Annotated in this window: 17 protein-coding genes; 1 reads left to right on the top strand and 16 read right to left on the bottom strand. The window is 40.1% G+C overall.

Annotated features, from left to right (window positions below; translation table 11 throughout):
• Window positions 1-435 precede the first annotated feature (435 nt).
• The 16 genes from pcrB to PPA03S_RS29290 all read right to left on the bottom strand — a co-directional run bounded on the left by pcrB (window position 436) and on the right by PPA03S_RS29290 (window position 17,927).
• The gene (gene pcrB, locus PPA03S_RS29365) at window positions 436-1,122 is read right to left on the bottom strand and encodes a heptaprenylglyceryl phosphate synthase (protein ID WP_411835389.1); all 687 of its coding nucleotides are present in this window, start codon (window positions 1,120-1,122) and stop codon (window positions 436-438) included.
• Window positions 1,123-1,405: 283 nt separating this feature from the next.
• Complete coding sequence (locus PPA03S_RS29360) at window positions 1,406-2,281, bottom strand: phosphatidylinositol-specific phospholipase C/glycerophosphodiester phosphodiesterase family protein (RefSeq protein WP_062329313.1); 876 nt, start codon at window positions 2,279-2,281, stop codon at window positions 1,406-1,408.
• Between the two features lie 203 nt (window positions 2,282-2,484).
• Entirely contained in the window at window positions 2,485-3,885 is a 1,401-nt protein-coding gene (locus tag PPA03S_RS29355; protein ID WP_062329311.1) for an undecaprenyl-phosphate glucose phosphotransferase, read from the bottom strand.
• Window positions 3,882-4,814: a glycosyltransferase family 2 protein gene (locus PPA03S_RS29350; RefSeq protein WP_062329332.1), complete on the bottom strand. Its 933-nt coding sequence runs from the start codon at window positions 4,812-4,814 to the stop codon at window positions 3,882-3,884. The genes PPA03S_RS29355 and PPA03S_RS29350 overlap by 4 nt, the downstream gene beginning before the upstream one ends.
• 213 nt (window positions 4,815-5,027) lie before the next feature.
• Window positions 5,028-5,966, bottom strand: coding sequence for a glycosyltransferase family 2 protein (locus PPA03S_RS29345; RefSeq protein WP_281189096.1), 939 nt, complete (start codon window positions 5,964-5,966; stop codon window positions 5,028-5,030).
• Window positions 5,967-6,073: 107 nt separating this feature from the next.
• The gene (rfbD, locus tag PPA03S_RS29340) at window positions 6,074-6,946 is read right to left on the bottom strand and encodes a dTDP-4-dehydrorhamnose reductase (RefSeq protein WP_062329309.1); all 873 of its coding nucleotides are present in this window, start codon (window positions 6,944-6,946) and stop codon (window positions 6,074-6,076) included.
• Window positions 6,943-7,968, bottom strand: coding sequence for a dTDP-glucose 4,6-dehydratase (gene rfbB, locus PPA03S_RS29335; RefSeq protein ID WP_062329308.1), 1,026 nt, complete (start codon window positions 7,966-7,968; stop codon window positions 6,943-6,945). Before rfbB ends, rfbD begins: the two co-directional genes overlap by 4 nt.
• Window positions 7,969-7,986: 18 nt before the next feature.
• The gene (gene rfbC, locus PPA03S_RS29330) at window positions 7,987-8,547 is read right to left on the bottom strand and encodes a dTDP-4-dehydrorhamnose 3,5-epimerase (protein WP_062329306.1); all 561 of its coding nucleotides are present in this window, start codon (window positions 8,545-8,547) and stop codon (window positions 7,987-7,989) included.
• 12 nt (window positions 8,548-8,559) lie between these two features.
• On the bottom strand, window positions 8,560-9,303 hold the full coding sequence (locus tag PPA03S_RS29325; protein WP_062329304.1) for a sugar phosphate nucleotidyltransferase: 744 nt from the start codon (window positions 9,301-9,303) through the stop codon (window positions 8,560-8,562).
• A 145-nt stretch (window positions 9,304-9,448) separates the two neighbouring features.
• Window positions 9,449-10,687, bottom strand: a complete 1,239-nt coding sequence (locus tag PPA03S_RS29320) for an acyltransferase family protein (protein ID WP_062329302.1) — start codon at window positions 10,685-10,687, stop codon at window positions 9,449-9,451.
• A 68-nt stretch (window positions 10,688-10,755) separates the two neighbouring features.
• The gene (locus tag PPA03S_RS29315) at window positions 10,756-12,591 is read right to left on the bottom strand and encodes a methyltransferase domain-containing protein (RefSeq protein WP_062329300.1); all 1,836 of its coding nucleotides are present in this window, start codon (window positions 12,589-12,591) and stop codon (window positions 10,756-10,758) included.
• Entirely contained in the window at window positions 12,588-13,499 is a 912-nt protein-coding gene (locus PPA03S_RS29310; protein WP_082704362.1) for a glycosyltransferase, read from the bottom strand. Before PPA03S_RS29310 ends, PPA03S_RS29315 begins: the two co-directional genes overlap by 4 nt.
• 21 nt (window positions 13,500-13,520) lie before the next feature.
• Complete coding sequence (locus tag PPA03S_RS29305; protein ID WP_062329296.1) at window positions 13,521-14,576, bottom strand: NAD-dependent epimerase/dehydratase family protein; 1,056 nt, start codon at window positions 14,574-14,576, stop codon at window positions 13,521-13,523.
• Window positions 14,577-14,588: 12 nt separating this feature from the next.
• The gene (locus tag PPA03S_RS29300; RefSeq protein ID WP_062329294.1) at window positions 14,589-16,349 is read right to left on the bottom strand and encodes a glycosyltransferase family 2 protein; all 1,761 of its coding nucleotides are present in this window, start codon (window positions 16,347-16,349) and stop codon (window positions 14,589-14,591) included.
• A gap of 14 nt (window positions 16,350-16,363) precedes the next feature.
• Entirely contained in the window at window positions 16,364-17,131 is a 768-nt protein-coding gene (locus PPA03S_RS29295; RefSeq protein ID WP_062329292.1) for an ABC transporter ATP-binding protein, read from the bottom strand.
• A gap of 10 nt (window positions 17,132-17,141) precedes the next feature.
• Window positions 17,142-17,927, bottom strand: a complete 786-nt coding sequence (locus PPA03S_RS29290; protein WP_157284424.1) for an ABC transporter permease — start codon at window positions 17,925-17,927, stop codon at window positions 17,142-17,144.
• Between the two features lie 765 nt (window positions 17,928-18,692).
• Here PPA03S_RS29290 and PPA03S_RS29285 point away from each other — a divergent pair.
• Entirely contained in the window at window positions 18,693-21,158 is a 2,466-nt protein-coding gene (locus tag PPA03S_RS29285; RefSeq protein WP_062329286.1) for an O-antigen ligase family protein, read from the top strand.
• Window positions 21,159-21,247 lie beyond the last annotated feature (89 nt).

The following is a 21,247-nucleotide window of genomic DNA, read 5'->3' as shown; positions in this document are numbered from 1 at the left end:
ATGCATGCTCCTTTCGTTGGTTGGTCGGTATAACTGATCTATCCATTACACTTGCACTTCGATTGCAGCAGCATCTTCCGATCGTCGTTATCCCCAGATTTTTTGATTCCCTTTATAAAAGGAAAAATCCGGTGATAAATACGAACACTTCGTTTCTTCAGATTGCTTCTGCACTCTCCGTTTCTGTGTAAACATAGTCCCTGTATACGAATTTCTTAGTAAAAAAAGAACAATATCAGGTAATAAAAGTATGCTTAGGATTTAGCTTTCTTACAGAAAGCTTTTAACGAGCACTTCGTTTCTCCAGCTCACTTCTTTCCTCTTCGTTCTCGTGTAAACGACATTACGCTCATATAAGTTCTTTTAATTCGTAAGGTCAAAGTTCTATTTTAACAGATCAAGAGGGGAAAATGGGGGAATGGTAAACTAAACCGATTAAACGGATGGTTTCACCGCTTGGACAGTCTCCAGCGCCTTGTGCAAATCACCGTAAACAATGTTGCCAACTACAACGGTGTCTGCGACCTGAGCAGCTTGTCCAGCTTTCTCCGGACTATCAATTCCGCCGCCATAGATGAGATGCGCCTTATTGAGTTGTCTGTGCGTCTCTCCAACCAGCTCCATATCTCCAAACGTTCCGCTGTACTCCATATATACGATAGGCAGGTTAAGCAAACGTTCCGCAGCCTGGGCGTAAGCAACCGCAGCATCCGTCGTCAATTCCGTATCCGCTCCGGTCATTCGGGCAACAGTGGAGTCGGCATTGAGGACAATATAGCCTTCTGCAATGAGCAGATCCCACGGGATCAGATATCCGTATCGTTCGATGGCTTGCTGGTGCTGTCCAATCATCCATTTGCTGTCCGTTGCATTCAGCACCATCGGGATCAGATATCCGTCAAAACCAGGGACTACCGCCTCCAAATCAGATACTTCAAGTACGCAAGGCAGCTCGTAGCGACGTACTCGGGACATCAGGTCCACCGTGTTGTCATAGGTAATTCCGGAGGACCCGCCTACAATAATGGCATCGGTCCCCGACATGCAGATCAGGTCGAGTGCTTCATCCGTTATTTCCCGATCCGGGTCTAGTTTAAATACATGTCTCCACTGCTTAATCATGTCTATCAACGAACATTCCTCCAGAGGTTCTTCTGCATCCTAAAAAGCTTGTAAACTCAGTCTAAGTCAGCAGGGAGTGAGTGTCAATGTTCGTATAAAAAGGGGAACAACAAATCACAGACTTTTCCCTGGAATTGCAAGAGGAGCCTGTGATTTTTGAAAGGGAGAGTAAAATGCTGGAGAATTAAAGTCAAGCTGAATCTACTCCGAACATCTAATAACATGGATAGAGCATAAGAAACTTTTGCAACAGTTTTGCTCCCGTGTGCTCACATTTAATACCCTAGGGTTTCCAGGCAAAACGTGTATTCATCTCGTCCAGTTCCTGCTCGGTGAGTACATCCGAATACACGCCATACACACCCCATTTCTCATAGTTCGCTACCTGCTCGGTGTCATTAATGGTATGCACGTAGGTGACGGCTCCTGCCTGCTTCAGCTTGGCAACGAAATTCTGATTCACTTTATATTCCGGCATGGTTACGGCATCAATGTCATTTTTTTGTACAAAATCAACAACCTGGGCTTCTGTATCCTGCGTCGCATAAAGAGTATAGATAATAGAAGGAAACGCGTAGATTTCTTTCACGGTTTCGAGCATGGGCTCGTTATAGATCTGAACTACAACGCGATTAAGAACTGTCGGGTCATGTTTCTTGGATGCGTCCACGAGTGAGTTCAGCACCTGTTGAATATCCTCGTCTTTCTGTTCTTTGGTATCCGTCACGATATACATATCCGGGTGTTTGGCCAATACATCCATGATTCCGTCTGCATCCATCGGTTGGTACATGCCCAGAATGGGCGTATTCATAAACTCATCATGTGTCAGCACTTCGGCTTGTTTATCCTCGGGTAACTCTTCGTCTTGTCCCAGCATTTTGCTCATGTTGGCGGTCCATTCATGCCTGGCTACCGCTTTGCGATCAGAAGTCAGCATAAAGTCAATCTCAAACACACGTGTGCCCTTCTCATAATTGGCAATCATTGCTTCATAGGCGTTGGTGTAAGGCTGTTCACGGATACTTCCCATCGCATGGGCAATCAGTCGATAGGCTGTAAATCCGTCGTGCTGCTCCTCACTCTGGCTATCATAGGCTAAAAAGAGTGTGCCCACGGTTACGATGAGTAGTGTAATGACGGCGGCAATTCGTTTCATATAGCGCTCACATCCTTAATAGGGTGGTAGGGAAGAGAAAAAGAATATGATTATCATGATATGACGAAGCATGTGCGGTTTTTCCTTTTTGATAGCTAACTACCCTGATTGGAGAGGTGTAAAACAAAAAGCCGCCCGAAGGCGGCTGTTAAATGGTGGGATGATTTGTTACTCACAATGGTGGACAATCTAATGTTTCAAGCCTAATAAGCATTCTTGAGACCATTTCGAATGGTTTCCCATATGATTTTGATATCGAATAATAAAGACCAGTTCTCAATATAAAAGATGTCCTGTTCAATCCGATCCTCGATCGAGGTATCTCCTCGTAGTCCTTTGCTCTGCGCCAATCCGGTAATTCCTGGGCGGACATGATGTTTAATCATATATTTCGGGATTTCATCCCGGAATTGATTCACGTAGTAAGGGCGTTCCGGCCTTGGTCCAACCACACTCATATGACCAAACAACACATTAAAAAATTGAGGCAGTTCATCTAGACTCGTGCGTCTTATAAATGTGCCAAATGTGGTTCGTCGCGGATCATTTTTCGTTGACCAACCCGTGTCCAATGTACCTTCAGGAATGACTTTCATGGAGCGGAATTTATACATCATGAAGTTGCGACGATTGAGTCCAACACGCTCTTGCTTAAAGATGATCGGACCAGCAGAGGTCAGTCGTACCCCCAGTGCAACGATAGCCATTACTGGGGAAGTCAGTATTATTGCCGCTAACGAAAAAACAATGTCGAACGCCCGCTTCATCAGTCTGTTCACGGCAATATCCAGCGGGATATCACGCACATTAATCATTGGCATACCAGCGAAGTTGTCAAAATGAGGACGGGCCGGTAAATAATCAAAGAAGTCTGGGATGATTAGCGTCCGCACTCCCGCCTTCTCACAGACATTAATTATGTGCGAGTACTTATCGTGAGCATCCAGGGGCAGTGCCAAAATGACTTCGTCTATGAACTGGTTGGACAAAAACTCTTCCAGTTGGTCAATGCGTCCCAGAATAGGGCTGTATCTCTTTTGTTCCACTTGGTCCCAATGGCGGTAATCATCTAGAAATCCCGTGACTTCATATCCCAGTTCTGGATAACTTTTGAGGTTGTCGTAGAAACGCTTGCCTAACGAACCTGCACCAAGGATCAGCACGAACTGGCGGTTAAATCCTTTTTTACGCAATCGTTTCAGTTGTAATTTCACAACATAGCGATAGATCAGTGTGAATGATACGTTGCCAATCATGTACATGGCGAGATACGCACGAGAGATGTTTACTTCTTTGAAAAAGAACATCATGCTCAGCAGCATGAAGAAAGCCACGCCATGAGATTGAACAATTCTCCAAAGTTCGTCTGCAAAACGCTTTTTGCGCTTGGGCGTATATAGAGAGGACATCATGCCAACGACGATCGCAAGAACTCCGTATACCAGACTCCATAACATGTATTTCTCTATAGGCAAGGGGCTCTGGTGTGTTAACAGATCACTTTCAAATTTCAGCCACCAGGCCAGCAGGAACGAAAGCTGGATCACGCCAAAGTCAGCCGCAATATACAGTTGGGTTAAAAATCGCTGATTACGCCGAATCATGGGTTCACCTCGGAAGATGCTTCATTCTCCGCTCTCATGCGGGTTACAGTCTGCCCTGGGCGGGCAGGAAGAGACAGCTTGCTGCGCAGCAGGGACAACGTGAATTTGAGCGAGATGCCCATCCACACGGCTGCATTCGTAAACAGATTGTATTTCTTCGCATAATGCTTTCGGTGGAACACCCACATCGCTCTATGAAACTCATACGTAATTTTCAAAGGTTTGCGACGGGCACTGCCTCCCTTGTAGTGCACAATATATGTACGCGGATAATAAAAAATGCCCCAACCCGCCTCTTTGATGCGATAACACCAGTCGATATCTTCTCCGTACATAAAAAACGTCTCATCCAACCCACCAACCTGCTCAATCGTCTCACGACGTACCAGCATGAACGCACCAACAAGACATTCTACCGGATATTCATCGTCCGGGCTGAGATGTCCCAATTGGTACTGATTGAACTTCGGCTGATCCGGGAAGAGGCGAGAAATACCGAATGCGTAATAAAAGGATGCCGATGGCGTAGGAAATCCACGCTTGCATGCTTTATCCAGTGAGCCATCCGGGAGAATGACTTTACACCCAGATGCCCCCATCTCAGGATGACGGTCCATGAATCCAATCATGGTATGAAGGGTATCCTGCTGTACGATGGTATCGGAGTTCAGCAGTAAAATGTAGCGCCCCTTGGTTACCTTCATGCCTTGATTGTTCGCTTTAGCGAACCCTGTATTATCACGGTTAGCAATAAGTTGGACTTGAGGATATGCCTTTCGGATCGCTTGCACAGAGTCGTCTCGTGAAGCGTTGTCCACGACGATGATTTCGTAGCTGTATGACGTAATGGAGGCATAGACAGATTCCAGGCAATCCAGTGTCAGCTGACGAGTATTATAGTTAACGATGATGATGCTGGCGTCGACCATTTGAGATGCTTCTGTTGATTGTAAACCGACCGTCTGGACGGCTTCTGATACTCGGGTCATTTGTAAAACTCCTGACTTGTAGTGCTTTATATAATAAATCGATCTTGAATTAATAAAATAGATTATGATGATAAACCTAGCATGGCTATCACCCACTTAACGTGAGTATAACATATTTTGGATGGAGGAAGCAGATCTCCATGCATACATTTTTTAGAGTTTGCCTGCAATAATAACAAATTTCAGAACCATATTATCCAGAAAAGACTGTCTATAAAAAGGTGTCTTAAACGCATACCAAGCTCTATCAAAAACACCTTTTTCTAAGCAATGAAGCAAGTCTCTTATTTCTTCCATTTGTGTATGGGTTAGGAATTCTTCATACATAGCAAGAAATAGTCTAGCCTGTTTACTTAAAATATAATGGTTGTTCCCGTTCACAAATCGATTTACACGCTTGCGCCATTTCTGAATCCATCCATCACGCCCCCCACCAAGTACATTACCTTGATGCTGCCGATACTTTATACCTGGTTGTCCATCAAAGAGCACTTCACCGAATGTAGAAACATACAGATAAATCCACCAATCGTGCATAATCACCTGATTTACTTCGGACGGTAGACTGGCTCTGACTTGGTTAAACGTAATGCTATTCATAACCATCGTGCACCCGACACACGAATTTTCCACTAATGCATTGTGTAGCTCAAGTCGCTTCTGAGGAACCTTAGGCCACACGCCAATAGCGGTTAAGTGCTGATCTACCATCTGAGTTGAAGAACAATAGAGTAATGGAATTGCTGTACTTCTGTTCTGAAGCAATGTAACCGCTCGAATGAGCTTATCTTGTTCCCACACATCATCCTGATCACAAAAAGCATAATAGTCAAACGTAGGTGGTGAAGACCGCATTAATTCAAAGAAACTGCGAATAACGCCCAGATTCTGCTCTGAACGAAAATAAATCCGGTCTGGATATGCTTCTACGTATGGTCTCAACTTCTCTATTGTATCGTCTGTAGAGCCATCGTCTCTTATATAGATTTGAGTCTCCACATTTACTTGGGCCATCAAGCTGTCCATCTGTTCATTGATATAGCGCTCACCATTGTAGGTGGACATCATAATTAATACCTTGGGTTGTTTCACATCGCACCTCATTGTTAAATAGCGTTAAGTCATTCTCTAATAGAGATTTTCTCTATTATAAACGAAATCTCCCGCTCATAAGTTACTGGGCGGGAGATTTAAATGACTCAATTCTGCTCTATGTGTATTTCTTTCAAAAAATCACGTAATCCTTCCCGCCAAGGCCTAATGTCATTTAACCCATTGGTACGGATCGACGAATGCTCCATCACCGAGTTTCTTGGTCGCGGGGCGGGACGGGGAAACTGATCTGTAGCACAAGGATCAACTTCAGCTTGAATATGGAAACCGGGGAATAACTGAGCCTCTTCAAAGATCGCTTGAGTGAATTCATACCATGTACATTCCCCGCTGTTGGAAGCGTGGTAGACACCGTATTTTTCAGTACTCATTAATTCAAGCAAGAAGTAGGCCAAATCAACCGTATACGTAGGTGACCCCTTCTGGTCGTGTACAACTTGAAGCTTGGGTTTCTCCTGACCAAGTTTCAACATGGTTTTCACAAAATTATTTCCGTAAACGCCATACACCCACGAAGTGCGGACAACAAACCATCGTGAAGATAACGATTGTACCAGCACCTCTCCGGCGCGCTTGGATTTGCCATAGATACTTTGCGGATTGGTGTTATCATATTCCTGGTAAGGTACTTCGGAGGTACCGTCGAATACATAATCCGTACTGATATAGATCAGCTTGGCTCCAGTCTGCTCAGCAGCTACTGCAATATTTCGGGTTCCTGTGGCATTGACTTGATATGCTCCGTCTACATCCGTCTCGGCGGCATCCACCGCGGTATAAGCCGCACAATGGATGACCACCTCTGGATGATATGACGATATAACATTGTTGCATTCAAGCTGATCCGTAATGTCCAATTCATCGCGAGCACAAGCCAGAACGGAATGCCCCTCTTTTTCCAAAAGAAGCACCACATCGCGTCCCAGCTGGCCATTGGCTCCAGTCACAAGCACCTTCATGCCTTAGCGTCTCCCAAACGAGAACCGTATTGCTTCTCATAGTAATCCTGATAGGCTCCCGATTGGATACGAGTCCACCATTCCTTATTATCGAGATACCACTGGATGGTTTCCTTGATTCCTGTCTCAAAGTTATGCTTGGGCTTCCATCCGAGTTCGGTCATCGTTTTGGTTGGGTCGATACCATATCTGCGATCATGTCCAGGGCGATCCTGCACATACGTAATCAAAGAATCCGGCTTGGCCAGTTGCTCCAGAATGGTTTTAACGATATGCACGTTGGTTCGCTCGTTATTGCCACCAATGTTGTAAACCTCACCATTACGACCCTGGTGAATGACCAGGTCGATAGCACTGCAGTGATCCTCTACATACAGCCAATCCCGAATGTTCAGCCCGTCTCCGTACACAGGTAGAGCTTCATCATTCAACGCACGCGAGATCATGAGTGGGATGAGTTTCTCGGGAAACTGGAATGGTCCGTAATTGTTGGAACAGCGCGTAATATTTACAGGAAGACCAAAGGTCTCGTGATAAGCACGTACCAATAAATCTCCTCCAGCCTTGGAGGCAGAGTAGGGACTATTAGGCTGAAGCGGAGTCTCTTCCGTAAACAATCCTGTAGGTCCGAGAGAACCGTACACCTCATCCGTTGAAACTTGAACAAACTTGGTGATATTGTGTTTTTTTGAAGCATCAAGTAATACCTGAGTACCATTGACGTTCGTTCTCACAAACACATCCGGTTCCAGAATACTGCGATCCACATGAGATTCGGCAGCAAAATTAACCACCACATCCACGCCCTGACCGATCAGGCGATCCATCTCCTTGGCATCAGTGATATCTGCTTTGACAAAGGTATGCTGCTTATTTCCTTCAAGTGATTTCAAGTTCTCCAGATTGCCCGCATACGTGAGGGCATCTACGTTGATAATCTCATAGTCTGGGTACTGCTCAAGCATATACATAACAAAGTTACTTCCAATAAATCCGGCACCGCCGGTAACAAGCAGTTTCATATGGTTGAAACCTCCTAATTACTTCACTTCGAAATTGAAGTTAATATCCGCATCTTGAAGCAAAGGATGCTTTTGGTCCTTCTCTGACAAAATCGGATTAGATGTAGGCCAATCAATTCCAAGTGCCGGGTCACTCCATAATATGCCTCGATCGTTCTGCGGGGAATAGTATTCGTCTACTTTATACAAGACTTGGGTGTTTGGAACCAACGTGCAGAAACCGTGGGCAAATCCTTTAGGCACAAGCAACTGACGGTGATTGTGCTCACTAAGGATGAAACCCTCCCACTGACCGAACGTTGGTGAGCCTTGGCGAATGTCCACAATAACATCATAAATAGCACCGGATAGAACTCGAATCAGTTTCGTTTGTGCTTTAGGATTGAGTTGGTAGTGCAGGCCACGAAGTACGCTAGGCTGGGCAGACAAAGACTGATTGTCTTGAACGAATGTATGTTTAATTCCTTTGTCTAATAAAACAGCTTCGTTGAAACTCTCAACAAAAAAACCTCTATGGTCACCATGAACTACCGGTTCAATCAAGCTTGCACCTTGCAATTTTAAAGGGGTTACTTTCATCTCCATACCCTCCTACAATTTCAACTTGCCGAATTCTTCTCCGAAAGCAATATCTTTAGCCAATTCATTCGCACGTGCTAATGAAGGGTGCGTACCTGCATCAGTCCACCAGCCTTGGAGAATATCAAAAGACAGTTGTTCTCTTTCAATATATGCATTGTTAACATCTGTGATTTCTAATTCTCCTCTATCGGATGGCTTTAATGTTTTTACAATCTCGAATACGGTATGATCAAACATGTAAATTCCGGTTACCGCATAATTACTCTTAGGAGCTTTAGGTTTCTCTTCAATTGATAGAATATGAGAACCATCAATTTCGGGAACACCAAATCGAGTTGGGTCATGAACTTCTTGGATAAGAATTTTTGCACCAGCAGATTGAGTTTTGAAGTTATTAACAAAAGGTGAAATATCATCTTCAAACACATTGTCTCCTAGAATGACCACCATCTGATCAGTTCCGACAAAATGTTCAGCAAGATCCAACGCCTGAGCTATTCCCCCAGCTTCGTCTTGGACCTTGTATGTAAAACTAACCCCCATGTCACTCCCGCTACCAAGTAAGTTAACCACATCACCCATGTGATCTTTACCTGTTACAATGAGGATGTCTTCAATGCCCGACTGTTTGAGTTTATAAACCGAATGAAAGATCATTGGATACTTCCCTACGGGAAGAAGATGTTTGTTGGTGACTTTGGTAAGTGGATATAGGCGTGAGCCTGTTCCACCTGCTAAAATTATTCCCTTCACAAAACCGCCCCCTATCAAATTAACTTGGTACTAGACTAATAATTTTTTATGTTAACTAGACTTGCTTTCCGACCAATCATTAAACAGACAATGATATTTTGAAGTAACTACGCTGTTTGCAACTTCATATCACAGATATTAGGAATCAACTATTTCCAGATGTTACAGATTTAATTTTATCACCTTCCAAAGGCTCTATCTTTGGGGAAGATATTTTATCTTTCATAAGATAGTCTTTCAACCATATTGAGAATTTAATAGAAGGTTTATCTACAAATTGATAAAACAGCATTGAAAGTAGGAAAATTAAGATGAGTGTAGATATAAAAGAAAGAAAAACAGAAGTTAGATAGTCATGTGTAAATAACATTGTTTTTCGAACCATTCCGAAAGAAAACGAGAAAATAATTGGCCAATGAAGTAAGTACGCAGAAAAAGATATCTTACCTAAATATGTGAATACTCGAAGTGAAAGCAATTTATCTATTGGTTTAAACCCAACAACACCTGCAACGGTAAAGACTGCGCCAAAAGTATACCAAAATAGAAGTTTATTGCTATTTAGATCAATTGAATACGGCGAAAAGTTTGGTAGTGGTATAGAAGTAAAGAAATTAAAATTGTTAGAATAGTCAATGCAACCCATTACTAAACCAATTATAAGTATGATAAATGAATACAAACTTCTTTTTCTTAACCACTTAGTAAACAAATGGATAAAACTCCCTAATACGAATGACATATAGTACAGCGGTGAACCCAATACAAATGAACAAATAATAAAACTCAGTAAAATTAGGATTTTATTACTCTTTCCAAAAAGAATATAGTTAGCAAAGATAAGAAATGATCCTATTAGTTCAACTTGTAAAGTCCAAAGCGGTGAATTTAAAAGGCTATCTCCAAATATAGGTGCTCCAACAAGTCCGACATGTATATAATGAATTAAGTCTGCAGGTTCTTTATAATAATCAAGCACCCATCCGGCAGTATTCAGTTCAACAGCAAGGTGATTTCTCATTTGCCCAGTATAAACTATTACAAAAACGAACATCAAAGATACAAAAGCTGGTAAAACTAAACGAGGATACCGCTTCACTGCACCTTCTCGTAGAGTTTTTGTATCACCACTTTCATAGAACTTAGCTGTCAATACAAAACCTGTTAAAACAAAAAAGATACTTACAGCAAAGTTTCCGTTGTACAACAGTGTAAACGGAGCATGACTGATAACCTCTTCAAATGGATACTTGGCTATAAGTCCAGGATATGGAGGATAAAGATTAGTTCTCAGGTAAGGTAAAAATATAAATAAAAAATGTGCTGCTATCACAGCCAAACATGCTAATCCCCTTAATCCTTCAAGGGATTGAAACTTCCTCATAAACATTCTCCTAGTAATTATTCCTTACTTCCTAATTAGTTCTAATACAACTTCCATCAATCGGTTATTTAACGGGATCTAAACACCCGGGTTAACTTCCAGCTTTTCGAATTTTGTGCGTTTGTAATAAACTCATCTAGTTCCGCTTCAGATGCACTAAATAATTCAGGGACGCAAGTTTTTTTACCAAGAATTCTCTTAACTACTCGTAAAGGCTTAGTTAAATTCCATGAGTTTGAAACTAGGATATGATGAGCTATCTGTCTCTTCAGAGCAAGTTGATCATCGAGGGTAAAAGGTAGCCCATAACTCTTATTTTGGGATTCTGACAACGCGCCAACCATTGCAGCAATCCGTTTGGCATTACCAGGGGGCATAATTAGATACTGAGAGTTAAACTTGTTTTGTACATATCGATAATTATCTTCCCATTCCTGTTCATTGTGAAGTGATTGTGAATTTGCTCCCTTGAGCCACCATCTATAAATATTCGTAACAACGTTACTACTTGCAACTCCACAGATAAAAGCAGAGCGAACTATAAAATCCCAATCTTCAATTGTATTTATTGTTTCATCAAATCTCAGTCCAAAATCATGAAAAATTGACCTTGGAAATGCTAAACATAGTCCAGGACACTGATTATGATGCAGCATTGTTATGAAATCGAATTCGGCTGGGTAATCATTCAGGAAACCAGAGACTGCTCTGGAGCTTCTTTTACTAAATTCAGTTTTTGTTTGCTCATACTCTTGTCTTACAGATACTGATTTCAATATCTTCCCATAGTTCTTATCAGAAAGATTTTTAAATTCCTCTACCCAATTACTAAACACAATATCATCGTCGTCAAGGATTGTAATATATTGACCAGTGGCATGCTCAAAACCTGTATTTAATGGTGCAGAGCGATTCCCTCCATTGACTCTTAATAATCGGATTTTTGAGCGGATCCATTCAGGAGTATCGTTAATAACGCCCTCCACCAATAGTTGATTCTCCAGAGTTAAGTTATGTCCCACGACAAGCACCTCAAAATCGGTACATTCCTGCCCAGTCAAACAAAGTAAAACTTCTTTTAACTCTTCAGGTCTATCCCCAACAGTCCTGGTTACAATGGATAAAAATGGCCTCTCTTGTTGTATAACAGGAACTTGAGACGGATGGGTAGCAATGAACATCCGAACCAGTTGATTTACTTTGCCATTCGCTTTCATGTTACTTCGTAGGTTTATAAGTAATTGACGTAATGAGGATTTTTCTGCAAGAGTTAATAATTCCTTCGGAAAATGTTGATCACTTTTTTCTATGACGACATCTTTTTTGTTAATTTGATGCAATCCAAATTTCCCACAGCTCTCGATCAGTTTCTCCTCGGTAAATATATTAATATGAGTCTCATCTAACAAACCGGTGTTGGTCTCATCGAATTTATTACATAGCAGTTTGAAAACGACATCATCATGAGCAAAATTTGGAACACTAATGACAACGGGTGCTTGGTGGTTTTTGGATAATGTAGAGATCGTTTGCAACAACTCTTCTAAATATAGTACATGCTCGAAGGTATCAATTATAGATATCGATGAGATATTTCTGCCATTCAAAATTCGATTGAAAAACTCAAGATTAGCATTATAACTGGAAAGTTGATAAGTATATGCTTCTTTACCTTCTGATTGTAGATGGTTTACGGCATCTTGGTCAGCATCAACTCCTATATAATGTAGATTGTGATTTGAAATTAATTCATCGCTTATTGCTCCCCAACCACAGCCAATATCAAGGTGAACTCCTTTTTGTGGAAAGTCAAATTGCCCCAGCAGACTGACAACATGCCCATATACATTGTCAAACGCGTACTCAAATTTATAAGGATATTCATCAATACTTTTATTTTTCATAGTGAAAACCTCATTTTTCCGTAATTACTGTTGATAAACTCTCCTATTTTATGATTCGAATCTACCTGATCAGGCAATTCATCTTCTTGTTGTCTTCTTTTAAATTCTTTAACTGCTGCTTTGTAATAACTTATATCCGAGTTTTCAAAATAAGTTATAATATCTTTCAAGATGTCTGGTCTCGACCATTTATACGCCATAAGCAATCCTGCTTCTGCTGAATAATAATCCTCTGCATCGCTAGTTTTCCATGTACCATGATCAGAAAGAGTTTTATCATGAAAGGCCACTGCCGAAGGCTGATAAATGATCCTATATCCTTTTAACCTCACCATCCATGAGAAATCAACATCATCGCAGTATAGAAAAAACGTATCTGCGTCAAATCCATTCACTTCTTCGAAAACTGGCCTTGGTATAAGGACACATGCTGTAGAAGCCCAACTCGTTTCGCCGGTCTTGAGATTATAAAATTTTGGATGTTCTATTGGTAACTGTTTTGCCTCGACTATGCCGACTTTTTGTTTTAAATTATCATAAGGCTCAGACAATTGCTTAAGTGTATCCGGAGCCAAAAGAATATCTGGATTAATAATCATAATGTAATCAGATTGCGAATGCCTGGCTAAGCGATTATGTCCTCGAGCAGAACCTAAATTGGACTCAAAACAATCATAGTTAATCTCAAAATATTCTCCATAATCTTCATTAAGCTTTTCTATCTCTTGATCTGTGAAAACTGGTTGCTGAGAGCCGTCCCCGTAATATAACGTTATTTTCTCGAATATTTGATCGTGAATCGCAAAGTCTACTGCCCTTGCGATACTTTTAATAGATCGGATAATACGAGCTCGTTCATTATTATATAGTACTGTTTGTATTTGCAGACTCTTTTTACGAAGCATCATTATTCTCCTTACTAGTACAGTTTATTCTTCTAGCTGACCATCAATCCAATCACATAACAAGTTCATTCCCTCTTCCAGCGAAACTTCTGGACACCAATTCAGAACCTGCAAGGTGTCACTAATATCAGCCTGTGCATGTCGAACATCACCGTTTCGATATTTCTCACAAACTTCTGGAGTTGGTGCTTCATAACGTTTTGCGATCAATTCTGCAATCTCTTTAATTGTTGAACCGTACCCACTCCCAATATCAAAAACTTTTCCATTCGCATTTTCATTTATCATTACCTCATAGATTGCCCGGGCAACATCCGTTATGAAAACAAAATCCCTTAACATCATACCGTCTTCGTATAAAGGAATACTTTTATTTTGCTTAGCCAATCTTACAAAAAGAGAAACTATTCCTGTATAGGAATTGATCAAAGATTGTCCAGGGCCATATACATTTTGTAAACGAAGTATTGTATAGTTAACGCCATATGATTTACACCAACAAGAAATCAAATGTTCTTGCGCAAGCTTAGTTGTACCATAGATACTTGTTGGCTGAGGGGTCGTATGATTTGTATTCATTGGAAGAAATACAGACTCTTTAAAATCCCACTCTTTATTCGCTAGCTGTTCATTGCTTCTCTGTCCCGGGTAAAAGGAGATTCCATCCTTATCTAACCATTTCCCTTCACCATACACCGCTCTGCTGCTTGATAATACTATTTTAGAAGGGATTGCGTCATTTCTAATAAGTGCGTCTAACATTTGTGTCGTTCCTACTACATTAACATTAGCATGACGACTACTCTCGGTTAATGATTGGCCAGTTCCAGTCTCTGCCGCTAAATGCAAAATCAAATCTGGCTTCCATTTAGAGAGCACTTCATCCCAAGTAATAGGATCCATAACATCAGCCACGTATAAGTTAACTTTTGGGGATAAATCCGCCGGCCTTTCATTCAGCTTATGGATCTGAGGATGTAAATTGTCAATCACAATAATGTTATCAAAAGTATCCTCAATTAATTTCGAAACTTCACATCCAATAAATCCTGCCCCACCAGTAATAAGACAATTTTTCACTTTAAGTTCTCCTTAGACATTTTTTAATTTATTTAAATTCCTTATTAAAAATCTATAAAAAGCATAGAGGAGTTTATATTTATTTTTAAGGGAATTGGTTTGATTTCGGTTAATTAATTCCGCAATATTCTCAGAAATTTCATACCCATTCATTCGGCAGTAATAATTTTTCTGTTTATCTCTAGCATAATCTAGTGCAGAATCTAGAATTTCCTGACGCTTTTGCAATTGCACTGGATTAAAAGGAACTCTGTAAAGAGAGGTAGTCTTGTCCACAAAGAAAAAATCATTTTTCAATGATAGCCTTACCCAAAAGTCCCAATCCTCTAAAGCATCCATATGTTCATCAAAATAAATTTTATCTCTCACAAGTTCTTTATTAAACATCACACATTGTATAGGTAAATAATTTTGGTACAATAATTTCAATCTGTTAAATTTATTTTTAAAAACCACCTTGTACTCATGATTCTTTTTACTTCGATCAGGAAAATACTCCGTAGGAACTTCAAAAGCAACAGAATAGATAACAGAATAAGAATGCTTAGATAATTCATTAACTAAAACTTCTACATGATCTGGAAACAGCAAGTCATCCTCATCTAAAAAGTTTAAGAATTCCCCATTCGCTTTATCCATAGCAATATTTGCAGCTTTAGATCGACCAACCTTTTCTTCAGTACCAAAAAAAGTGATATTCAAATCATTAAAGTGCTCTTTTATAAACTTCTCTGATTTCGCGCCACCATCTTCAACAACAATCACTTCTATATTAGGATAGGTTTGGTTTCTGATACTAATTAAAGCTTCATTCAGAAGCTCTATTCTGCCTATAGTTCTAATCAAAATAGAAACAAGCGGTTGGTATTCCCTCTGTATAAAGTTATAATAAAAACCACCAGTTCTTGCTACTTCGTAATCCCATCCATAAAAAGTGGGTTTAAACTTCCTTAAACTCAAACTAAAAAAAGAAGGGAGCCTCCATATATTATTGATGTAAGACGATATCAGCCTCCATCTAACCCCCTTTATCGGCCTATTTAGAAGTAACATATAACAGAATTTAATATGCCATAATATAAACTGACTTAAAGAACCGTATCTAACTTTCAAATTTAAATTATTTATTATACTGTTGATGAACTGATTAGGCTTTAACTCATTGGCTACTTTGTATGAATAATGTTTGATAACACAACCAGGCATATAAAGAAGACGGTACCCCTTTGAACGAATTCTCCAACTCAAATCTACATCTTCAGCATACATAAATATTGTTTTATCAAAACCATTCACTTCATTGAAAACAGACCTTCTAATAATAAAAGCAGCTCCTGAAATCCAACTTGTCGATAAGCTTACAGGATCATAGTATTTAGGGTGTTCATATGGAAATTGTCTAAACTCCCACGCTCCAATATCATCATCACTTTTCTGGATTACAATAGAAGCATTAAATATTGAATCTTCTAAAACTTCAGTATCGACATTCAAGAAAAAAATATAATCCGATTCCCCTTGAGCTGCCGCAATATTGTTCGCTACACCGAAACCTTTATTCTTATCGTTTTGAATTAATTTAACACTTTTAAAAAAAGACTCATGTTTATTAAATTCTTGTTTAATCTTTGAAATTGTTGAATCGGTAGACCCATTATCAATTATAAAGAGGTGTGTTTCGCCTCTTTGAAAGCGGGAGCGTGATAGGCTTTGTATGCAATTCTCGATCCATATCTCTGAATTATATGTGACGATAATGATATCTAAATTCAATTAAAGACTTCCCTTCAGACGAGTTCCTTCAGTTCTTCATTGGGATGAGTTTGAAGATTCATATATTGATTGCATACTTCCTCAACATGACCTGAACTGATAAGCTTGCCACCATTTAGTAAAAAAGCTCTTTGACACATTCCTCTAATTTGTTCAATGGAATGAGATACAATAATTACAGTTGTGTCGTCAGAGATCATTGATTTAATCCTCTCTTCACATTTCTGCTGGAATTTATAGTCCCCAACAGATAGAATTTCATCAACAATTAGAATATCAGGTTTTACTACAGTTGCTATGCTAAATCCAATTCGAGCAACCATACCAGAGGAATAGTTTTTTAGAGGAACATCTAGAAAAGAATGAATCTCGGCAAAATCTACTATATCATCAAACTTTCTTTCAATAAATTTTCGAGAATAACCTAATATCGCACCGTTCAAATAGATGTTTTCTCTTGCGGTAAGTTCCATGTCAAAACCAGCACCCAGTTCAATCAATGGTGCGATTTTACCTTGAGTCTCAACATTTCCGTCTGTCGGCATCAACACTCCTGCGATTATCTTTAATAAAGTGCTTTTACCGGCTCCGTTAAAGCCAAGTATTCCAACCACCTCACCTTTAAAAATTGAGAGTGAAATATGATTTAACGCATGAAACTTCTCAGAAACCAGCTCTCTTTTAATTTTTTTAATTATGAATTCTTTAAATCCACTTATGTTCTCTTTATGAAGTTCAAACTCGACTGATACATCCTTTAGATTAATCGCTATATTTCCCATTTCCTGCACCTCATATAAAAAGAACAATTTTATTTTCATTTTTCTTAAACACTTTATAACCTAACACTACTGATATAAGGCAATAAAATACAGCAAGTAAATTCAATCTAAGATCCGGCAATTGTCCATCAAGCACTAAAGTCCTGAAATAATCTATAAAAACATAAATAGGATTAAACTCTACAATAACCCTATAGGTCTCAGGAATAATTTCAATCGGATAAAAAGTAGCTGAGAAAAAGGATAGCACACTTAATAAAATTCCGTAGATATGAAGTAGGTCTCGGTAAAAAACAGTCAGTGAAGAAAGAAATAATCCAACGCCTATAGAAAACACAAAAACCAAAAACACAGGAATAAAAAACAATACTGATGTTAATGGCAGATCAAATCCGGTAAATACAACTATAAGGAGAATTGCAACTAGTGAAAACAACATATTAATTAATGAAAAGAAAACTTTCGAAACTGGAAAAATATACTTTGGAGTATAAACCTTTTTTATGAGAGAGCCATTTTCAATCAATCCGGTTTGAGCTAGCCCCGTTGCTTCCGCAAAAAATGCATAAACGACTTGGCCAATAAGGAAATACACAGGAAAATTCTCGATTTGATTTCTGAACATAGTAGAAAAAATAAGTGTTGTTATTGCCATAAAAAGCAAGGGATTGAGAACACTCCAGATAACCCCTAACGAAGATCTTCTATACTTTTTTTTAAGATCCCTTTTCACCAGTTCAATTAACAATTCTCTGTAACCGTAAAATTCATGAAATATTTTCATATCTGGTTCCAACACTTCCCCTAACTAAAATATAAAACGCCACCTGTATAAATTCCCTAAACGATATCATACCAAATGAGTTACGTGGGAAACCCCACAGAAGTCCTGCGGATGTAAAGATCGTGGTTACGTGTAAAACAACGCCTTCGTAGTTGCGTCCTTCAATAGCAGCATTTGTAAAGCAGTAACGATAGGTATTAATGGTTTCCTCATCTACAAGTGTAAAGTTTCCAGAAAAATTGCAGCACGATAGAATTTCCTTAAATCTCTTTTAGTCCCTTCTTTTAGAAGATTGGTCAGCAACTTGGAAGAAGCCTTACATCATAACCAGGCAAGGTTTGTAGATGTTTGCTCTAGAAGGCTAATCATCTTTGCAGAAGAATGGGTGGGAGCTTGAATGTAGATCGTTGCCCAATGGCCTAAATATAGTCTAATAATTTTATGTCCGATTTAGCCATTAGGGATCATATCTTTAACTGGTCGGCAAGAGATCCTCCTTAATATGAATGTTTTATGGTCGATATCCATTACTTTCAGTTTTAACTTTGGTAAACTATAGTAAAAAAATCGGTATACTTAGACATCTGTCTTTGGTGGTACAACTATCTTACGGAATGTACAGATGATTTTCTACATTTCTGGACAATTACATAGTTGCACCTTGTTTTCAAACACTATGTTTTGTGTAGAACTATTCTTTATAACATTATAATTTCTAATTTGTAGTCGACTTATGCTAAAATAATGTCGTATCTATAAGCAAAGGAGACTCAAATCTTGTCGAATCCAGTATACGGTAAATCAAAGAAGACGTCGAGTAAAGCCACAATCAGTTCGGCTTCGCCGCTGCTATGGACACTTACCATAGGGCTTATCTTATTTCTACTCTGGTCCTCTTTCCAAGTTGCGTTATTCAACGGACAAACGCTTCAATTTGAAGGACCCATTTATTGGGCGGTTGCCATTACAACCCTCTTGTTCGTGATTTGGGTTGCTGTCTACTTCAAACAGATTAAGTTAGAAACACAGCAAGATTGGCTTAAGATCGCGGTGATATTGCTGCCACTCACTTATGTCCTGTCACTCATCAGTGCAGCATCTGAATATCTGGCAGTCAACATGATCCTTATCCAATGCATGTATGCAATGATCTTTGTAATGGCTATGTACCTGCTCCAAAACAACAAAATCAATCATATCATACAATCCTCCCTAATAGGGATTGCATATGTTATTGTCGGATTTGGGTTGTTAAACTGGCTGGGGGCTTTCAGTTTCGCAGGCAAGCTTGTAGGGTGGTTCTCGGCCGGTGTCGTGAATGGAGTCTATAACCAAGCCATCTGGAACGATTCAAACGGCGCACGGCTTGCATCGGTGTTTCAGTATCCCAATACATATGCCGCTTTCCTGATGGCATTTCTGTTTATTACCATTTTCAGTATGATCCGTTCCAAAAAAGGGTACATGCAGCTACTACATGGTTTCATGCTTGTACCGATTATTCTGTCTCTACTGCTGACGCTTTCCCGGACGGGGCTTGTCATGCTGCCAATTGTGTTTGTCATTCTCTTGTTCCTGTTGAAACCTGCAAAGCAAATTTTGTGGTTTATCTATTGTGGAGTAGCAGGAACCGGCACACTGATTGTATTAAACCCAATAAATACAGCTGGACTGGAATTACAAAAACAATACTCTGGCTCACTCGCAGCCAAGGGTTGGATTTATCTGATTGCTGCATCCATAGTTGTGGCACTGGTATGTTGGATTGTCCAGCGCTGGGTAGCACCCCGACTGGAGGGCAGATTGCAATCTTGGTCAGATCGGAAAGGGTCAAGTTTATGGATTCCACTAGGCTCCGTCGTTCTCACCGTCATTGTTGCCGTGCTTCTGCTCGGTACCAGTGTACGAAACATTTTGCCGGACAGCATTAGTACGCGGCTTGAAAATATCAATTTCCAACAGCACAGTGTGCTGGAGCGTATTACGTTTTATAAAGATGCCATGAAGCTCGTCGCTGACTATCCGATTATTGGTGCAGGTGGTGGTGCGTGGACTTCTTTATATGAAAAATATCAGAACAATCCTTATCTCAGTGCTCAAGTGCACAACTTCTTCATGCAATATCTGGTCGAGGTTGGGGTTATTGGATTTGTTGTGTTTATGGCCTTTATTCTCTTTGTTTTCTATCAATATGTTCGTGCCTATGTAAGAAGGAGTGAGGAAGAGCGCGAATCTCATTTCGTGTACTTCATTCTGTCCATGTCCATTCTGGTACTGAGTATCCTCGATTTCAATATGAGTTATGTCTTTATTGGAATTTTAGTATTCCTTGGTGTCGGGGGAATGGCTGCTGCGATGGATCCTAAGCCGATGCTTGGATTGAAGCTTAGTGACTCCACAGCACGTGGAATCTACAGTGTGATTGCCGGAGTAGCTGTAATCATTCTGCTAATTGTATCTGTTCGTTTTCTACAAGCCAATCATTACGCATATGAGGCCAAAGAAGTCGCACAGACCAGTCAGTCTTTTGAAGAGATCAAAGCACCACTGGACAAGGACTTATCTATTCGCAGTACACATTTTGATTCATTGCTGATGCTTTCTTCCCTCTATCAACAGGGCTATGAACAGACAAAAGATGATCAGTTCTATACTGCATCCGTTCAATTGCTCCAGCATGGTCTTGAAGAAGAGCCATTCAATAAGAGCATGGTGAAGCAACTCATGGCTCTGTACGAATTGAAGGGTGAGGCTGACCAAGCCTTTACTCTCCAAAAGGAGTACGCCGACAATTATGCCTGGGATATGAGTTGGTATGAACAGTTGATCAGTCGCTCCTTCGATCTTGGATATCAGGCACTTGGACAAGGGGATACAGCTAAGAAGGAATCGTACTTCGCTTCGGGTCTGGATGCTTATCAGCACGTTGTAGACGGAATTGCACATCTGAAGACTCTGCCTGAAGGACAAATGCAGGGAGAAGCCTTTGAGCTGACTCCAACAATGATCCTCAATTCAGGAAAAATGAAATATATGTTAAACGACGCGGCCAGAGCTGCCGCCATCCTGAAAGGCGGAATAGCAGAGGATCTAACTGATGCAACCAATCGTGAAATTGCAAGATGGTATCTTGCCGCGCTGACCAAGGAAGGACAACAGGATCAAGCTGTATATGATAAACTGATTGCTGTTGCACCAACCGAGGCAGATGAAATTACAAAGATCTCAGAATTGAATTTTTAATATGTTGTATAGTAGTAGTTTTATCCTCACAATTTTTATACACAGCAAAAAGGTTTGCCTTCACCAAAGGCAGACCTTTTTGCTTTGAT

This window comes from Paenibacillus pabuli NBRC 13638 (assembly GCF_001514495.1).
GTDB classification, from domain to species: Bacteria; Bacillota; Bacilli; order Paenibacillales; family Paenibacillaceae; genus Paenibacillus; species Paenibacillus pabuli.
This window is presented reverse-complemented; position numbering and strand designations above follow the sequence as displayed.

What these genes read in the sequence shown, in the direction of transcription:
- PPA03S_RS29320 (WP_062329302.1), bottom strand. Translation starts at nt 10,687, where the DNA reads ATGAGGAAGTTTCAATCCCTTGAAGGATTAAGGGGATTAGCATGTTTG.
- pcrB (WP_411835389.1), bottom strand. Translation starts at nt 1,122, where the DNA reads ATGATTAAGCAGTGGAGACATGTATTTAAACTAGACCCGGATCGGGAA.
- PPA03S_RS29350 (WP_062329332.1), bottom strand. Translation starts at nt 4,814, where the DNA reads ATGGTCGACGCCAGCATCATCATCGTTAACTATAATACTCGTCAGCTG.
- rfbD (WP_062329309.1), bottom strand. Translation starts at nt 6,946, where the DNA reads ATGAAGGTGCTTGTGACTGGAGCCAATGGCCAGCTGGGACGCGATGTG.
- PPA03S_RS29310 (WP_082704362.1), bottom strand. Translation starts at nt 13,499, where the DNA reads ATGATGCTTCGTAAAAAGAGTCTGCAAATACAAACAGTACTATATAAT.
- PPA03S_RS29315 (WP_062329300.1), bottom strand. Translation starts at nt 12,591, where the DNA reads ATGAAAAATAAAAGTATTGATGAATATCCTTATAAATTTGAGTACGCG.
- PPA03S_RS29355 (WP_062329311.1), bottom strand. Translation starts at nt 3,885, where the DNA reads ATGATTCGGCGTAATCAGCGATTTTTAACCCAACTGTATATTGCGGCT.
- rfbC (WP_062329306.1), bottom strand. Translation starts at nt 8,547, where the DNA reads ATGAAAGTAACCCCTTTAAAATTGCAAGGTGCAAGCTTGATTGAACCG.
- PPA03S_RS29360 (WP_062329313.1), bottom strand. Translation starts at nt 2,281, where the DNA reads ATGAAACGAATTGCCGCCGTCATTACACTACTCATCGTAACCGTGGGC.
- PPA03S_RS29295 (WP_062329292.1), bottom strand. Translation starts at nt 17,131, where the DNA reads ATGGGAAATATAGCGATTAATCTAAAGGATGTATCAGTCGAGTTTGAA.
- rfbB (WP_062329308.1), bottom strand. Translation starts at nt 7,968, where the DNA reads ATGAAACTGCTTGTTACCGGCGGTGCCGGATTTATTGGAAGTAACTTT.